General features: G+C 71.4%; 15 protein-coding genes. 6 read left to right on the plus strand and 9 right to left on the minus strand.

Translation table 11 applies throughout. The annotated features are described in order from the left end of the window. Positions 1–150: 150 nt before the first annotated feature. A complete protein-coding gene (locus AB0J04_RS26605) occupies positions 151–573 on the minus strand; it encodes a transglycosylase SLT domain-containing protein (protein ID WP_363171068.1) in 423 nt (140 codons plus the stop codon). Between the two features lie 472 nt (positions 574–1,045). Between AB0J04_RS26605 and AB0J04_RS26610 the strand changes: the two genes are divergently transcribed. After that, entirely contained in the window at positions 1,046–1,705 is a 660-nt protein-coding gene (locus AB0J04_RS26610) for a phosphotransferase (RefSeq protein WP_363171113.1), read from the plus strand. A gap of 120 nt (positions 1,706–1,825) precedes the next feature. Here the strand turns inward: AB0J04_RS26610 and AB0J04_RS26615 are convergent, their stop codons facing one another. The 3 genes from AB0J04_RS26615 to AB0J04_RS26625 form a co-directional block, all read right to left on the minus strand. Further along, the gene (locus tag AB0J04_RS26615) at positions 1,826–3,511 is read right to left on the minus strand and encodes a serine/threonine-protein kinase (RefSeq protein WP_363171069.1); all 1,686 of its coding nucleotides are present in this window, start codon (positions 3,509–3,511) and stop codon (positions 1,826–1,828) included. A gap of 75 nt (positions 3,512–3,586) precedes the next feature. Further along, on the minus strand, positions 3,587–4,033 hold the full coding sequence (locus AB0J04_RS26620; RefSeq protein WP_363171070.1) for a nuclear transport factor 2 family protein: 447 nt from the start codon (positions 4,031–4,033) through the stop codon (positions 3,587–3,589). Positions 4,034–4,075: 42 nt separating this feature from the next. Next, the gene (locus AB0J04_RS26625) at positions 4,076–5,104 is read right to left on the minus strand and encodes an MBL fold metallo-hydrolase (protein WP_363171071.1); all 1,029 of its coding nucleotides are present in this window, start codon (positions 5,102–5,104) and stop codon (positions 4,076–4,078) included. 112 nt (positions 5,105–5,216) lie between these two features. Here AB0J04_RS26625 and AB0J04_RS26630 point away from each other — a divergent pair, with 112 nt between their 5' ends. Beyond that, on the plus strand, positions 5,217–6,674 hold the full coding sequence (locus tag AB0J04_RS26630) for an aldehyde dehydrogenase (RefSeq protein WP_363171072.1): 1,458 nt from the start codon (positions 5,217–5,219) through the stop codon (positions 6,672–6,674). A 5-nt stretch (positions 6,675–6,679) separates the two neighbouring features. Beyond that, positions 6,680–6,952, plus strand: coding sequence for a ferredoxin (locus AB0J04_RS26635; protein WP_363171073.1), 273 nt, complete (start codon positions 6,680–6,682; stop codon positions 6,950–6,952). A 229-nt stretch (positions 6,953–7,181) separates the two neighbouring features. Here AB0J04_RS26635 and AB0J04_RS26640 read toward each other — a convergent pair whose 3' ends face one another. Next, positions 7,182–7,802 carry a TetR family transcriptional regulator gene (locus AB0J04_RS26640; protein WP_363171074.1) on the minus strand — a complete coding sequence of 207 codons (621 nt, stop codon included), beginning with the start codon at positions 7,800–7,802 and terminating at the stop codon, positions 7,182–7,184. 177 nt (positions 7,803–7,979) lie between these two features. On the opposite strand from AB0J04_RS26640, the gene AB0J04_RS26645 reads away from it, so the two are divergent. Genes AB0J04_RS26645 through AB0J04_RS26655 form a run of 3 tightly spaced genes read left to right on the plus strand, consistent with a single transcriptional unit; the run spans position 7,980 to position 11,229 of the window. Beyond that, on the plus strand, positions 7,980–9,407 hold the full coding sequence (locus AB0J04_RS26645) for a glycosyltransferase family 4 protein (protein ID WP_363171075.1): 1,428 nt from the start codon (positions 7,980–7,982) through the stop codon (positions 9,405–9,407). Next, the gene (locus AB0J04_RS26650) at positions 9,401–10,162 is read left to right on the plus strand and encodes a class I SAM-dependent methyltransferase (RefSeq protein ID WP_363171076.1); all 762 of its coding nucleotides are present in this window, start codon (positions 9,401–9,403) and stop codon (positions 10,160–10,162) included. Before AB0J04_RS26645 ends, AB0J04_RS26650 begins: the two co-directional genes overlap by 7 nt. Next, entirely contained in the window at positions 10,159–11,229 is a 1,071-nt protein-coding gene (locus AB0J04_RS26655) for a prenyltransferase (protein WP_363171077.1), read from the plus strand. The genes AB0J04_RS26650 and AB0J04_RS26655 overlap by 4 nt, the downstream gene beginning before the upstream one ends. A 75-nt stretch (positions 11,230–11,304) precedes the next feature. Here AB0J04_RS26655 and AB0J04_RS26660 read toward each other — a convergent pair whose 3' ends face one another. The 4 genes from AB0J04_RS26660 to AB0J04_RS26675 all read right to left on the minus strand — a co-directional run bounded on the left by AB0J04_RS26660 (position 11,305) and on the right by AB0J04_RS26675 (position 14,841). After that, a complete protein-coding gene (locus tag AB0J04_RS26660; protein WP_363171078.1) occupies positions 11,305–11,598 on the minus strand; it encodes a hypothetical protein in 294 nt (97 codons plus the stop codon). An 89-nt stretch (positions 11,599–11,687) separates the two neighbouring features. Further along, the gene (locus AB0J04_RS26665) at positions 11,688–12,698 is read right to left on the minus strand and encodes an LLM class F420-dependent oxidoreductase (RefSeq protein WP_363171079.1); all 1,011 of its coding nucleotides are present in this window, start codon (positions 12,696–12,698) and stop codon (positions 11,688–11,690) included. Between the two features lie 117 nt (positions 12,699–12,815). Continuing rightward, positions 12,816–13,649 carry a hypothetical protein gene (locus AB0J04_RS26670; protein WP_363171080.1) on the minus strand — a complete coding sequence of 278 codons (834 nt, stop codon included), beginning with the start codon at positions 13,647–13,649 and terminating at the stop codon, positions 12,816–12,818. A gap of 187 nt (positions 13,650–13,836) precedes the next feature. After that, positions 13,837–14,841 (minus strand): N-acetylmuramoyl-L-alanine amidase, encoded by a 1,005-nt coding sequence (locus AB0J04_RS26675; protein ID WP_363171081.1) that lies wholly within the window; start codon positions 14,839–14,841, stop codon positions 13,837–13,839. Between the last annotated feature and the right edge of the window lie 4 nt (positions 14,842–14,845).

Genomic DNA, 14,845 nt, shown 5'->3' on the forward strand with positions numbered 1-14,845 from the left:
GGGCGCGGGGCACCCCCCCCCCCCCCCCCCCGACGAGACGCCCGCGGGGTGGGCGGGCCGGCGGTTTGTAAACCCAACCCCCGCACGCGGGCGCCCCCGGGGCTGGGGGGGCCCCCCGCCTCCGGCGGCTCTGGGGGAGGGCGGCGTGGCTCAGTACCAGCCGTTGGCCTGCCAGAAGTTCCAGGCGCCGACCGGGCTGCCGTAGCGGGAGTTCATGTAGTCCAGACCCCACTTGATCTGGGTCTTGGCGTTGGTCTTCCAGTCGGAGCCGGCCGAGGCCATCTTGGAGCCGGGCAGGGCCTGGACGAGGCCGTAGGCGCCGGAGGAGGCGTTGGTGGCGTCGACGTCCCAGCCGCTCTCGTGCTTCACGATGTTGGCGAAGGCGTTGTACTGAGCCGTGTTCGGGATCATCTTGTGCGCGATCGCCTTGGCCTGGGAGGCCGAGGCCACGGACGACGTCGCGGCCTGGGCGGGCGCCGCGGACAGCGCCATGCCGGCGGTGGCGGCGGCCACGGCGACGACGGTGAGGGCCTTCTTCGGGGAAGCGATGCGACGGATGACGGAGACGGACACGGAGAACCTTTTTCTTCGGGGGCAGAGTCGGTCGCTGCATGCCGGAGTCACGCGGTGCGTGGCCGCACCGCGTGGTGTGCGGTGGGTGGCGGCTGCATGCGTCGGTGCCGAGGCCCGTGGGCTCGTCGGCACCTTGCGACGTCATCCAGAGAAGCAGGGTCGGGAGCCGTCCGCAAAGACCCTCTTTGCTAGTTGAGGTCGTATTCGCGGCGAAGGTCGCTTGTGTGACCTGGCTCTCAATGTGCAGGTCAGGGGTAGTAATGTCATGGGCATGGTAACCGATTTATCCGACTAGGGTAATTAGTAGGTGATGTGAGTCATGTGGGGTGGTTCACCGGTCAACGGCCTTCCGGGCCCGTCGTAGGACCCTCGAATGTGACCGCGGTCTCGAACGGGTACGTTCATGGCCATGTCGGAGACAGGAACGGGGACGGGAATAGGCGCGGGGATGGGTGCGGGGATGGGTGCGGGGATGGGGCGGCTGCTCGGCTCGGGCCGTACCGCCGACGTCTACGAGATCGACGAGGCGTGGGTACTGCGCCGGGACCGCGAAGGGTGGGGGGACGCGGCCGCCGAGGGCGCGGTGATGGCGTATGTGCGGGCGCACGGCTACCCCGCGCCCGCCGTTCGGCCCTCCGGCTCGCGCACCGAGCTGGTGATGGAGCGCCTGGACGGGCCGACGATGCTCCAGGCGTTCGCGGCGGGCACATTGGACGCCGAGGAGGCGGGAATCGTGCTGGCCCGGCTGCTGCGCGCGCTGCACGCCGTCCCGGGACGGGTCTCGGCCGACTCCCGCGCCCGCATCCTCCACCTCGACCTGCACCCGGACAACGTCATGCTGACGTCCGACGGCCCGCGGGTCATCGACTGGGCCAACGCGGAGGAGGGCGACCCCGGCCTCGACTGGGGCATGTCCGCGGTGATCCTCGCCCAGGTGGCCGTCTCTGCGCAGCCCATCGCCGACCCGGCCCGGGCGATGCTGACCGCGCTGCTCGCCGACCCCTGCGACCTCACCGAGGAGGGCCTGGCGGAGGCCCTGCGGAGGCGGGCGGCCAACCCGACGATGAGCCGCGAGGAGACGGAACTCCTCTTACCGGCCGCCGAGTTGATCAGGTCGACGGCGGGCTGCTGACTAGGGGGCTTCTGATGGATCTCCGTGGGAGAAGGAGCGGCGTTCGGTGCGTGCTCTCGCCCGGTGCGGCGAGAGTGCGTGCCGGGCGTCGCGACGCCGCGGAGATCCATCAGAAGCCCCCTAGGCCGCCCGCCAGACCGTCATGTCCGCGGTCACGAAGCCGATCTCCGGCAGCGCGGTCGACTTCACCTGGATCACGAGCAGCGCGATGTCCCCGGAGGGGTGCTTGACGCAGATCTCGCTGCCGGCCGCCGCCGCGGCGAGGGGAAGCCGGTGGCTCTTGGCGCCGGTGAGGAGGATGCGGCACGTGTCGAGACCGCCGCCGGGGTCGCCGTACACCATGGAGAGCACGCTGGTGTCGCTCTCCAGCGCGCAGTCGTCCTGCTTGCAGGCGAACCGGATGTCCCCCTTGCCGTCCTCGCGCCGGACCGGCTCCTTGACGTCCAGCGAGGTCTTCGCGTCCAGCCACTGGAGGGGGTACGCGGTGGCCTGCGGCGTCTTGGGCACGGTCGAGGAGGGGCCCGACCCCTCTGCTGTCCGGTCGCCGGCCACCGAGTCCGGCGCGGCTGTCGACGAGGGCGCCGAAGACCGTGCGGACCCGGACGGAACGGGCGTCGAGGACGCCCCGGCCGTGTCCCGGTGGCGGAGTCGGTCCGCCGCCTCCATGACCGTCCACGCCAGGCCGCTCAGCACCAGTGCACCCGCGGTCACGGCGGCAGCCGTGAGCAACGCGGTGCGCCGACGGCGGGTCGACCGCCCGTCCGGCCGCGTGAGCTGCGACTGCACCGGCGCGATCAAGGGCATCGCATGGGGGGCCATCGCGTTCGAGGCCGTCATGTGCCGGTGCGCCTCGTGCGAGGGCGGCGCGGGCAACGTCGGTATGTGCACCGGGGTGGGATCGGGGACCGGAGACGGAACCGTCACCTCCGGCCCGGTGACCTCCTGCCAGACGGTCGGGCCGGCGCCGTCCTCCGCGTCTCCGTCCAGACGCCGCCTGCACCACTCGACGATCTCCGCCGGGGTGACCCGCTCCGCCGGATCGGCGGCGAGGCAGCGGGCGATCAGCGGACGGAGCGGTTCGGGCAGCAGGGACAGATCGGGTTCCGAGTGCACGATCCGGTACAGCACGCTGACCGAGGGGCCGTCCCCGTACAGCGGCTCGCCCAGGGCCGCGAACGCCGCCGTCTGACCGAGCGCGAACACGTCGGTCGCCGCGGTGACCTCACCCGCGGTCGCCTGCTCGGGAGCCATGAACTGCGGGGTGCCGACGGCGAGGCCGGTGGCGGTGTTCGAGGTGACGTCGGAGGCCAGCGAGATGCCGAAGTCGATCACGCGCGGCCCGTCGGCGGCGAGCAGTACGTTCGACGGCTTCAGGTCCCGGTGCACGATTCCCGCACCGTGGATGGCCTGGAGCGCCTCTGCCACCCCCGCCATCAGCCACAGGACCGCGGGCACCGGCAGCGGCCCGCGCCGGGCGACGGCCTCCGCCAGCGAGGGCCCGGGCACGTACAGCGTGGCCAGCCAGGGAGGTACGCCGTCCGCGTCGGCGTCGATCAGCTCGGCGGTGTACGCGCCACGGACCCGCCGGGCGGCTTTGATCTCCCGGCGGAACCGCCGCCGGAAGGCGGGGTCGTCGGCCAACTCCGGGCGTACCACCTTGATCGCCAGCGGCCGGCCGCCCTGTGTGTGCGACAGGTAGACCCGTCCCATGCCGCCCGCCCCGAGCCGGGCGGCGAGACGGTAACCGGCCACCAGGGGCGGATCGTCCGCCTGGAGTGGCTGGAACGCCTCAGTCGCATGATTCATCGGCCTTCATCCCCCTCATGCCCATGGCCCCCCGGCCCGGCCCCCGTGATCCGACGATCCGACGATCCGATCAAGTCAGCAGCCTACGCGGGGTGTCGGTCCGCCGAAGGGGAGGAACAGCACCCGGGTCTCCAGCAGCCACACCCCGTCGACCCGGCGGAACGCGTCCTGATAGTGCCCGACCTGGACGGGTGGTCCGGCGGGGACGACGCCGCCCTCGTAGCCGTCGACCCGGTACGTCGAGAAGTACGAAGTGGCCAGGGCGGTGTCCGGCGCGGTCGGCGTGACCAGGATGTTCGACATCAGGCGGCGCGAGAGGCGGTCGGAGGGACGCGAACCGAAGTACTCCCGCAGCGCCGACCGCCCCTTGACCACCCGCTCGCCCTCCGGCCACTCCCAGGTGCCGTCCTCGGTGAACAGCTCGGCCACCGAGGCGGGTTCGCCGAGATCCAGCCGGTGGACGAAGTCGACGACGAGGCGCTCGCAGGCGCGTTCGGCGAGCAGCCGCTGCAGGGGGTCCATGAGGGCGTTGGTATCAAGGAGCCGACGCCCGCCGCGAGTGATTTACACCGCCGCGTACGTTACCGGATCGCTCCCGGTCACCGCCTCCGCGCGTCCCTGCTTCACCAGTCGCCGCAGATGGGCCTCGGCTTCCGAGACCGCGATGTTCCGTGAGCCGTACGGGATTTGGTCCCAGGGTCGGTTCCACTCCATCCGTTCCGCGAGCTGCCAGGGGGTGAGGGGGGTGGCCAGGAGGGTGAGCAGGCCGGTGAGGCGGTCCTCGTGGTGGGTGAGCAACTCCCTTACCCGGGAGGGCGCGTCGGTGAAGCTGTACTGGTGGGCCGGGAGGATCTCGGCGGGGGCGAGGCGGCCGACGCGTTCGAGCGAGTCGAGGTAGTCGCCGAGGGGGTCGGTGACGGTGGCGTCGTCGGGGTCCTCGTACAGGCCGATGTGCGGGGTGATCTCCGGGAGCAGGTGGTCGCCGGAGAACAGGCGTCCGTGGCCCGGCAGTCGGGCAGGATGCTCCTCCTCCAGGTGGAGGCAGACATGGCCAGGGGTGTGGCCCGGCGTCCAGATCGCGCGCAGGCGCCGGCCGGGCAGGTCGAGGAACTCACCGGGGACGATCTCGCGGTCGGGGAGCGCGGGAGCCAGGCTGGGGACGGTGCGGCGGGCCCGGGGCGTGCGCAGCGGGGCGATGTGCTCCTCGGGGGCGCCGGCCGCCGTGAGCTTGTCCGTCATGTACGTGTACCAGCGTTCGGCGCGGGTCTCCCGGGTCCGCCGCACGATCGAGGCGTCCGCGGCGTGCATCGCCACCCACGCCCCGGAGGCCTCCCGTACCTGGCCGGACAGCCCGTGGTGGTCGGGGTGGTGGTGCGTGACGACGACCCCGTGCAGGGCGTCGACCGACGTGCCGCAGGCGACCAGCCCCGAGGTCAGCGCGTCCCAGGACGCCGGGTCGTCCCAGCCGGTGTCGATCAGCACGGGCCCGCGGTCGGTGTCGACGACGTACACCAGGGTGTGGCCGAGCGGGTTGTCGGGGATCGGCACCCGGAGAGACCTGACACCCCCGCCGTGATCGAACGTAGCCGTCATCTGCCCGCCCCCTCCTGTGGCCCCGCGTCCGCACGGCCATTGCTCACTATAACTAGAACTGGTATCAGTTCTGAGGACAGCTGATACACCGTCAGAAATGAAGGCAACGGACATGGCTGAGCTCGTGGAACACGGAAAGCTGGTCATCGGCGGAGAGTTGACGGACCCGCTGGGCGACGCCGTCATCGAGGTGATCTCCCCGCACACCGAGGAGGTCATCGGGCGGGTGCCGCACGCGTCGGCGGCCGATGTGGACCGGGCCGTCGCCGTGGCGCGGCAGGCCTTCGACGAGGGGCCCTGGCCGCGGCTGTCTCTCGACGAGCGGCTCGCGGTCGTCACCCGCATCAAGGACGGGATCCTCACGCGGCACGAGGAGATCGCCCGGGTGATCTCGTCCGAGAACGGCTCCCCGTACTCCTGGAGCGTCCTCGCGCAGGCCCTCGGCGCGATGATGGTGTGGGACGCGGCGATCACCGTCGCCCGGGACTTCACCTATGAGGAGCGGCGCGCCGGCGTGCTCGGGAAGATCCTCGTCCGGCGTGAGCCGGTGGGCGTGGTCGCGGCCGTCGTCCCCTGGAACGTCCCGCAGTTCGTGGCCGCCGCCAAGCTCGCGCCCGCGCTGCTCACCGGTTGCGCGGTGGTGCTGAAGCCGTCCCCGGAGACGCCGCTCGACGCCTACATCCTGGCGGACATCGCGCGCGAGGCAGGACTGCCGGAGGGCGTGCTGTCGATCCTGCCGGCGGACCGCGAGGTGAGCGAGTACCTGGTCGGGCATCCGGGCGTCGACAAGGTCGCGTTCACCGGCTCGGTCGCGGCCGGCCGACGGGTCATGGAGGTGGCGTCCAGGAACCTGACGCGGGTGACCCTGGAGCTGGGCGGCAAGTCGGCGGCGATCGTGCTGCCGGACGCGGACATCGCCACGGCCGTCCCCGGGATCGTCTCGGCCGCCTGGATGAACAACGGACAGGCCTGTGTCGCCCAGACCCGCATCCTGCTGCCGCGCTCGCGCTACGACGAGTTCGCGGACGCCTTCGCCGCGGCGGCGAGCGCCCTCGTGGTCGGCGATCCGCTGGACCCGGCCACCCAGGTCGGCCCGCTGGTGGCCGAGCGGCAGCAGCGCCGCAACCTCGACTACATCCGCATCGGGCAGGAGGAGGGCGCGAAGATCCTCACCGGCGGCGGCCGTCCGCCCGGCCTGGACCGCGGCTGGTACGTCGAGCCGACGCTCTTCGGCGACGTCGACAACTCCATGCGGATCGCCCGCGAGGAGATCTTCGGACCGGTGATCTGTCTGCTGCCCTACGGCGACGAGACCGAGGCGCTGAAGATCGCCAACGACTCCGACTACGGGCTCAGCGGCAGCGTCTGGACGGCCGACGTCGAGCACGGCATCGAGATCGCGCGCCAGGTCCGTACGGGGACGTACTCGGTGAACACCTTCAGCCTGGACATGCTCGGCCCGTTCGGCGGCTACAAGAACTCCGGGCTGGGGCGGGAGTTCGGGCCCGAGGGCTTCGGCGCGTACCTGGAGCACAAGATGATCCACCTGCCGGCCGGGTTCGAGGGATGAGGGCGATGGGGGTGCCTCCCGCGCGAGCGGATTCGGGCGTGGGGGCGGGCGATCGGTGGCACGTCGAGGTGGACCGCGCCTTGTGCATCGGGTCGGCCCAGTGCATCCACCACGCGCCCGACGGCTTCCGGCTGGACACCGCGCGCCAGTCCCATCCGGCGGATCCGGACACGGACGCGAACGAACGGGTGCTGGCGGCGGCGGAGAGCTGCCCGGTGGAGGCGATCACGATCACGCTGCTGGGGAGCGACGAGACGGTCTTTCCTCCAGAAGAGTGAAAAATATCCCTTTTGGGGTGTTCTTTTTCGCTCTGCGTGTTCTATTCTGGTAGTGGCCTACGAGGCGAATGAGGGAGTTCGACCGGAGTAGCCGACTTTGGCGAGACGCCGAGAGGTACGGGCATCCGCTGGGGCCGACGTCGACGGACGGACTGAGGGACCGGAAGGTCGCAGGACCGGGCCTGACGGAAAGCCCTCTTCGTCTCGTAGGTTCTGTCTGTCCGCAGTTCTATGCGTCCGTCCGAGGGTCCGTCACGTCGATCAGGCGGCAGACCGTCTCGATGTCTATGCGGACCTGGGCGATCGACGCGCGGCCCGACAGCCAGGTGATCAGCGCCGAGTGCCAGGTGTGCTCGATGACGCGGACCGCGGAGAGCTGCTCGGGGGTGGGATCGGTCAGGCCCATCGAGTCCAGGATGATCGCCGTGGTCTGCCGGGAGACCTGGTCGACCTCCGGGGAGACGCTGCGGTCGGCGAAGGTCAGGGCGCGGACCATCGCGTCGGCCAGATGCGGCTCGCGCTGGAGGGCGCGGAAGGCGCGCATGAGGGTCTCCGCGACCCGGTCCGCCGCGCTCTCGCCCGTCGGGGGCTTCTTCCGCAGCGTGCCGTGCATGTGCTCCAGTTGGTCCTGCATCGTGGCGACCAGCAGATGCACCTTGGAGGGGAAGTAGCGGTAGAGGGTGCCGAGGGCGACCTGCGAGGACTCCGCGACCTCCCGCATCTGCACCGCGTCGAAACCGCCCCGGCTGGCCAGTTGCGCGCTCGCGCGCAGGATGCGGCGGCGGCGCGCCTCCTGCCGCTCGGTGAGGGGGGAGTGCGCGGGGCGCTGAGGGGTCACTTCCGCAGGCATGGGTCCCGTTTCCGTTCCGTTCCGTTCCGTCGTGGCGCGAATCACCTGATCCACCGCTCACAGCGCAGCTACCTGCCGGTAGATTCAGAGCCTCCCGAACGATCAAGTCTGAAACTTGTTCTAGATTAGCGTCCCGTCGTAGTCTCGCGGGACAATGCAGGCAGAAGGGGGCCCGGAGTGACCGCTGAGGCCAGTCGGGCGGGGTCCCGGAAGGACCTTGCCGCTGACGGCGGGCGACCGCTCGACATCGCGCTCCTCACCTATAAGGGGAACCCGTTCTGCGGGGGCCAGGGCGTCTACGTACGGCATCTCTCGCGGGAGCTCGTCCGCCTCGGTCACCGCGTCGAGGTGATCGGCTCCCAGCCCTATCCGGTGCTGGACCCGGTACTCGACCCGGAGCACGAGAGCCGCCTCTCCCTCACCGAACTGCCCAGCCTCGACCTCTACCGCCAGCCGGATCCCTTCCGCACCCCCAAGCGCGGCGAGTACCGCGACTGGATCGACGCCCTCGAAGTGGCGACGATGTGGACCGGCGGCTTCCCCGAACCGCTGACCTTCTCGCTGCGCGCCCGCCGTCATCTGCGCGCCCGCAGCGGCGAGTTCGACGTCGTGCACGACAACCAGACCCTGGGCTACGGGCTGTTGGGGGACCTCGGCGCGCCCCTGGTCACCACCATCCACCACCCCATCACCGTGGACCGGCAGTTGGAGCTGGACGCCGCCGAGGGCCGGCGGCGGCGGTACTCCGTGCGCCGCTGGTACGGGTTCACCGTCATGCAGAAGCGCGTCGCGCGCCGGCTGCCGTCCGTGCTCACCGTCTCCGGCACCTCCCGCCAGGAGATCGTCGACCACCTCGGAGTCCGCGACGACCGTATCCACGTCGTCCACATCGGCGCGGACACCGACCTGTTCCGGCCGGATCCGGCCGTGCCGCGGGTGCCGGGCCGGATCGTGACGACGTCCAGCGCGGACGTCCCGCTCAAGGGCCTGGTCTTCCTCGTCGAGGCGCTGGCGAAGGTGCGCACCGAGCATCCGAAGGCCCACCTCGTCGTCGTCGGCAAGCGCCCGCAGGAGGGGCCGGTCGCCCAGGCGATCGAGCGGTACGGCCTCGAAGGCGCGGTCGAGTTCGTCAAGGGCATCTCCGACGCCGAACTGGTCGACCTGGTGCGCTCGGCGGAGGTCGCCTGCGTGCCGTCGCTCTACGAGGGCTTCTCGCTGCCGGCCGCCGAGGCCATGGCCACGGGCACCCCGCTGCTCGCTACGACCGGCGGGGCGATCCCCGAGGTCGCCGGGCGCGACGGCGAGACCTGTCTGGCCGTGCCGACGGGCGACGCGGGCGCGCTGGCCGTGGGTCTGAGCCGGCTCCTGGGCGACGCCGAGCTGCGCGCCCGGCTCGGCGCGGCCGGGCGGGAACGGGTGCTGGAACGGTTCACCTGGGCCAGGGCCGCCGAGGGGACCGTGGCCCGCTACCGCGAGGCGATAGCCGACGGCCGTCACCCGCGGGCGTCCGCGGCCCCGGCGCCGGACCCGGTTCCTCAAGCTGTCGACCCTGACGTCGACGTCGTAACCGAAGCATCCGATCGCGAAAGCAGGGCCACGTGCTGACCGTCGACTTCTCCCGGTTCCCGCTCGCCCCGGGCGACCGGGTCCTGGACCTCGGCTGCGGGGCCGGCCGGCACGCCTTCGAGTGCTACCGGCGGGGCGCGCAGGTCGTGGCCCTCGACCAGAACGCCGAGGACATCCGCGAGGTCGCCAAGTGGTTCGCGGCGATGAAGGAGGCCGGCGAGGCACCCGAGGGCGCGACGGCGACCGCGGTGGAGGGCGACGCCCTGGCGCTCCCCTTCCCCGACGAGTCCTTCGACGTCGTCATCATCTCCGAGGTCATGGAGCACATCCCGGACGACAAGGGCGTCCTCGCCGAGATGGTGCGGGTGCTCAAGCCGGGCGGCCGCATCGCGATCACCGTCCCGCGCTACGGGCCCGAGAAGGTCTGCTGGACCCTCTCCGACGCCTATCACGAGGTCGAGGGCGGCCACATCCGCATCTACAAGGCGGACGAACTGCTCACGAAGATCAAGGAAGCCGGGCTGAAGCCGTACGGCACCCATCACGCCCACGCGCTGCACTCGCCGTACTGGTGGCTGAAGTGCGCGTTCGGCGTGGACAACGACCGTGCGCTGCCGGTGCGGGCGTACCACAAGCTGCTGGTCTGGGACATCATGAAGAAGCCGCTGGCCACCCGGGTCGCCGAGCAGGCGCTGAACCCGTTGATCGGCAAGAGCTTCGTGGCCTACGCGACCAAGCCGCATCTCCCGAATCTCCCCCACGTCCCGACGCTGTCCGAGGCGGCCGCCAAGTGACCACCCCCCGGACAGAACACCTGGTTTTGCCCGGGGTCCTCACCGCCGAGCAGGCCGCCGAGACCGTCGCCGGCATCCTCGCCGTGCAGCGCGAGGACGGCGCGATCCCGTGGTTCCGGGGCCATCACCTCGACCCGTGGGACCACACCGAGGCCGCCATGGCGCTGGACGCGGCCGGCGAGCACGAGGCCGCCGACCGGGCCTACACCTGGCTGGCCCGGCACCAGAACGACGACGGATCGTGGTTCGCCGCGTACGCCGACGGGGACTGCGACGACGTCACCGACCGCGGCCGCGAGACGAACTTCGTCGCCTACATAGCCGTCGGCGTCTGGCACCACTACCTCTCCACCGGCGACGACACCTTCCTCGACCGCATGTGGCCGGCCGTCTACGCGGCGATCGAGTACGTGCTGCGGCTCCAGCAGCCGGGCGGCCAGATCGGCTGGCGACGCGACGACGACGGCACTCCGACCGCCGACGCGCTGCTCACCGGCTCCTCCTCGATCCACCAGGCGCTGCGCTGCGCGCTGGCCATCGCCGAGCAGCGCGAAGAGGCGCAGCCGGACTGGGAGTTGGCGGCGGGCGCGCTGCGGCACGCCATACGACGGCATCCGGAGCGGTTCCTCGACAAGGACCGCTACTCGATGGACTGGTACTACCCCGTGCTGGGCGGCGCGTTGACGGGCGCCGAGGCCAAGTCCCGTATCGAGGCGGACTGGGAGCGGTTCGTGGTGCCGGGTCTGGGCGTGCGGTGCGTCGTCCCCAATCCGTGGGTGACGGGCGGTGAGTCCGCGGAACTCGCCCTCGCGCTGTGGGCGGTGGGCGAGTCCGACCGGGCGCTGGAGATCCTCCAGGCGATCCAGCACCTGCGGGACGCGGAGTCGGGGCTGTACTGGACCGGGTTCGTGTTCGAGGACGAGGCGATCTGGCCCCGCGAGCTGACCACCTGGACCGCGGGCTCGCTGCTGCTCGCCGTCGCGGCCCTGGGCGGTCATGAGGCCACCTGCGCGGTGTTCGGCGGGGAGCAGCTGCCCTCCGGGCTCGAGGTGGACTGCTGCGCCTGAGACGCGCGTTGCCGGGCGGCGGCGCGCGTTGCCGGGCGGCTGCCGGGTGGCGGCTCGGACGGGCTGGGCGGCGGCTCAGTGGCGGTGGACGCGGCCTGCGATCGCGTGGCCGATGAACAAGTAGACGACCGCGGCCAGGCCGTACCCCGCCACCACCCGCGCCCACGCCTTGTCGAACGTGAACAGGTCGTAGGACCAGCCCGCGAGCCAGCGGGCCGTGTCGTGGACGAACTGCACGAAGTCGTTGCCGGGGTTGGCGTCGAGCAGGTACATCACGATCCACAGGCCCAGGATCAAAGCCATCACGTCTGCGACGATCGCGATGACCGTCCCGGCCTGGTTGGCGCCGTTGCGATATCGAGGGGACATGTTCTCCGGATTGCCGTTCGCACCCGTATGAAACCCGGTCCGCGTGAAACCCGGTCCGCGTGAAACCCGGTCCGAAGGAAATCCGTTTCCTAGGCGGTGAGTTCCGCCAGCACCCGTAGCGTGTCCGGGTCCGGCGCCACGACCAGCAGGTCCGTCACCGGGCCCTTGCGCCACAGTTCCAGCCGCTCCGCGATGCGTTCGCGCGGGCCGACGAGGGAGATCTCGTCGGCGAAGGCGTCCGGGACGGCCAGTACGGCCTCCTCGCGCCGGCCGGCCAGGAACAGCTCCTGGATGTGCCGGGCCTGCGCCTCGTAGCCCATACGGGCCATCAGGTCGGCGTGGAAGTTGCGGGTGGCGTGGCCCATGCCGCCGATGTAGAAGCCGAGCATGGCCTTCACGGGCAGCAGGCCCTCGGCGAGGTCGTCGCACACCCGTGCCTGGGCCAGGGGGGCCACCCGGAAGCCCTCGGGCAGCTCCGCCACCGCCGGGCCGTACGCGTCCGGCCGGTTCGGCGACCAGTACAGCGGCAGCCAGCCGTCGGCGATGCGGATCGTCTGGGCCACGTTCTTCGGCCCCTCCGCGCCCAGCAGCACCGGCAGATCAGGACGGAGCGGGTGGGTGATCGACTTCAGCGGCCGGCCGAGGCCCGTCGCGTCCGGTCCGCGGTAGGGGTGGGCGTGGAAGCGGCCGTCCATCTCGACCGGCGCCTCGCGGCGCAGCACCTGCCGGACGACGTCCACGTACTCCCGGGTCGCGGTCAGCGGCGACTTCGGGAACGGGCGGCCGTACCAGCCCTCGACGACCTGCGGGCCCGACAGACCGAGCCCCAGCATCATGCGGCCGCCGGAGAGATGGTCCAGGGTCAGCGCGTGCATCGCGGTCGTGGTGGGGGAGCGGGCCGCCATCTGGGCGACCGCCGTGCCCAGCCGGATCGTCGACGTCCGGGCCGCGATCCAGGTGAGGGCGGTGAAGGCGTCCGAGCCCCAGGCCTCCGCCGTCCACACGGAGTCGTAGCCGAGCCGTTCCGCCTCACGTGCCAGCTCCACATGGCCCAGGGAGGGGCCGCGGCCCCAGTAGCCGAGCGCCAGACCGAGCCGCATGGCTGCCTCCTGACGGTTCGTCAGATCGCGGATATGGGCTGCGACTGTACGACAACGGCCCCCCGCCCGGAAGGGCGAGGAGCCGTTGTCGTGTATGCCGCTGTCGCGGGGTGGGGCTCAGCCGCGCTGGATCCCGGAGGTGTCCCGCAGCACGCCGCGACGGCCGTCCTGCGTCTGGGCGATCAGACCCTGGCCGCCCTGCTCGACCGCGAGGTACCAGGTGCCCGGCGCCAGCTCGGCGATGGGCATCGGCGCGCCGTCCTCCGCGTACAGCGGACGCGGCACCGGCACGGCGAACCAGAACGGCGAGAAGTCCCCGGCCGGCGGCTGCGCCGGAGCCGGCTGACCGCCGCCGAACGACTGCGGGCCCGGCTGGCCGGGCTGACCCTGCTGCGGCGGAGCGCCGAACGCGGACGGCTGCGGCGCGCCCGGGTAGCCGTAACCGGCCGGCGGCTGCGCACCGTACGGCTGGGGCGTCGGCGGCTTCGGCGCCGGGATGAGCCCGGCCTGGAGGGCCGGGACCAGCGGGGTGGCGATCGCGCCGCCGGCCATCACCAGCGTGGCCACCAGGGCGAGGATCAGACCGGTGCCGGCGGAGGGGGCGTTGGAGTTGTCGCCGCCGAAGTTGTCCAGGCCGCCGATCGGGTCGATGACGTTGCCGAGAGCGCTCCACGCGGCGAAGACCACGAAGGCCACGCCGAACGGGCCGAGGTCCAGACCGGCGACCTTGCGGGGCTGGGGCAGCGCGCGGGCGACGACGATCAGCGCGGTGCCGATGAGGCCTGCCAGGACGACGCTGAGCAGGACCGGTCCGCTCGACCAGAGGCTGGGAATGTCGATACCGCTGGCGACGCCGTCGTACGAGTAGTTGTCCAGGAACGACGCGATGAACAGCAATACCGCTGCTCCGATCACCACGCCGTCGCCTCGAGTGAGGGAGCGGATATTCACTTCAGGTCCTTCGTCAGTCGTCTCGTCGTCGGTACACGCATGTACGCATACACGTAGCGGGTAGAGGCGTCGCTGTCACCATGTCGCCGTAAGGCCCCTGTGTGAAGCGCGGGGGTGGCCCCTCATCGTAGGGACGACACTATCGTCCACACGATTGAGCTGTCCGCCCGGATCGGTCCGCTGATCACTACCCGCGCAGGAAACTCACGATTCCCTCAGAGATCCCTCGCGCCGCCTGCTGCCGCCAGGCGCTGCTGGTCAGCAGCGCCGCGTCCTTGGTATCGCGCATATTGCCGCACTCGATGAACACCTTGGGAACCGTTGACAGATTGAGACCGCCCAGGTCCTCCCGCGTGACGAGACCGGTTCCGTCCCCGATGTAATTCGACGGCGAACTGCCCGTCGTGCGGGCGAAGTCGCCCGCGATCAGCTTTCCGAGGTCCTTCGACGGGGCGACGATGGCCCGGTTGTCGGCGATGCCCTCGTGTACCGCGCCCGGCAGGATCACATGGAAGCCGCGCTGCCCGGCCCCGGCGCCGTCGGCGTGGATCGAGACGACCGCGTCGGCGTGCGCCGCGTTCCCGATCCGGGCCCGCTCGTCGACGCACGGGCCGAACGGCCGGTCCGCGTCCTGCGTCAGCCGCACCGTGGCGCCCTGCTGTTGCAGCAGCGTGCGCAGCCGGTGGGCCACGTCCAGCGTGAACTTCGCCTCGCTGTAACCGGAGTTCGTGGACGTACCCGTCGTGTCGCACTCCTTCCGGTTGGTGCCGATGTCCACCTTGCGGTTGATGTCGGCGGTGTGCTCGAAGTTGGTGGGGTTGTGCCCGGGGTCGATGACGACGACCTTGCCCTTGAGCGAGGCGGTGGTCTCGCTCGGCGACGCGGAGAGCGTGCCCGGCTTGTCGTTGCCGCCGGCCGGGGTCGGGGCCGGGTCGAGGACGCTCGGGCCGGCGGAGACGCCCGCCCCGGCCCCGGCCACCCGGTCCGCTCCACCGCCCCCGTCGCTTCCGCCGTTCCCGGTCCCGCCCAGCGCCTCGAACGCCAGCCATCCCAGCAGCGCCCCGGGCACCAGCACGGCGAGCGCCACGGTCAGCGGGCGGCGCAGCGGCGAGCGGCGCGGCGGCGGGGGACCGAAGGGGTCGGAAGCGCCGAAGGGGTCGGCGGGGCCGGGGTTCGAGCCTGTGTACGACACGTCC

It is taken from the genome of Streptomyces sp. NPDC050263, from assembly GCF_040655955.1.
Taxonomy (GTDB): Bacteria; Actinomycetota; Actinomycetes; order Streptomycetales; family Streptomycetaceae; genus Streptomyces.

Coding starts and splice junctions, on each gene's coding strand:
- AB0J04_RS26665 (WP_363171079.1), bottom strand. CDS start 12,698: ATGCGGCTCGGTCTGGCGCTCGGCTACTGGGGCCGCGGCCCCTCCCTG.
- AB0J04_RS26625 (WP_363171071.1), bottom strand. CDS start 5,104: ATGACGGCTACGTTCGATCACGGCGGGGGTGTCAGGTCTCTCCGGGTG.
- AB0J04_RS26620 (WP_363171070.1), bottom strand. CDS start 4,033: ATGGACCCCCTGCAGCGGCTGCTCGCCGAACGCGCCTGCGAGCGCCTC.
- AB0J04_RS26610 (WP_363171113.1), top strand. CDS start 1,046: ATGGGGCGGCTGCTCGGCTCGGGCCGTACCGCCGACGTCTACGAGATC.
- AB0J04_RS26630 (WP_363171072.1), top strand. CDS start 5,217: ATGGCTGAGCTCGTGGAACACGGAAAGCTGGTCATCGGCGGAGAGTTG.
- AB0J04_RS26640 (WP_363171074.1), bottom strand. CDS start 7,802: ATGCCTGCGGAAGTGACCCCTCAGCGCCCCGCGCACTCCCCCCTCACC.
- AB0J04_RS26660 (WP_363171078.1), bottom strand. CDS start 11,598: ATGTCCCCTCGATATCGCAACGGCGCCAACCAGGCCGGGACGGTCATC.
- AB0J04_RS26615 (WP_363171069.1), bottom strand. CDS start 3,511: ATGAATCATGCGACTGAGGCGTTCCAGCCACTCCAGGCGGACGATCCG.
- AB0J04_RS26635 (WP_363171073.1), top strand. CDS start 6,680: ATGGGGGTGCCTCCCGCGCGAGCGGATTCGGGCGTGGGGGCGGGCGAT.